This is a genomic window from Staphylococcus sp. EG-SA-2 (assembly GCF_017152085.1).
Window position 1 is genome coordinate 1 of record NZ_JACYHC010000967.1, and the last position, 868, is coordinate 868.

Annotated in this window: 2 pseudogenes; both read right to left on the reverse strand. The window is 30.0% G+C overall.

Annotated elements, in window-relative coordinates:
- Positions 1 to 151, reverse strand: a pseudogene (locus tag IDG60_RS22700) (hypothetical protein); the annotation flags it as partial.
- Positions 123 to 868 (reverse strand): annotated as a pseudogene (locus IDG60_RS16735) (MFS transporter); the annotation flags it as partial. The pseudogenes IDG60_RS16735 and IDG60_RS22700, both read right to left, overlap by 29 nt.

An 868-nucleotide genomic window follows, 5' to 3' on the forward strand; every position in this document is an offset into this window, starting at 1 on the left:
CATAACCTCTAGATATTAGTATACATAATATAATTAGCGACCCTATTATAATTGCTAAATTATAAGCCAAACTAATTTTATATTTCATTTCAATTCCCACCTTAATAGCATTGATTAAAATTCTATTTTGTTTGCATAGACTTCTTAACAAACTTTAACCCAGCTAAGCTAAGCATTGAAATAATTGCACCTCCTGATATAAATATATTACTTAAGCTTAGTAAAGGTATAATTAAACTTATCAGTCCTAAGATAATGTATCCGCTGCGTAATTCGATGTAGATGAGATACTAAATACTTTCCCCATCAAATGATTTGGCGTTTTTATTTGAATGGCAACTGATCTTGTTAGTCCCTCTATAGATTGTCCAAGTCCCACTAATGTTGCACCTATATATAGTATCGCCACACTTGGAAACACATTAATTATCGATAAGCCAATCCCCCAAACTAAAACACCAATACTAAATTTAAAGATTAATCGTTTTTCTGATAGTAAACCCATAATCAATGACATTAATAAAGATGCTATACCTAAACATGATGTAGCTAGTCCATATACACCAACGCCCTCTTTTAATATATTGGAAATAAACAATGGTAATGCAACACGCCAAAGGCCAGTATTAATCAATATGCAGGCAAATTGGATGATTATGATAAATGGAATTTCTTTAGATTGTTTCAAGAATTCCCAAGTTTCAGAAAAATCTTCTTTTGAGTGTCTATCAATCATGTTGTTATTTGTATATTTTAAAAGTGCATTAAAAATAAATCCTAAAAATAGCAATATACTGCAAATAAAAAAGACGCCAACATTACCAACTAGTATTACAATGACACCAATTAAAGCAGGTAAAATAATATT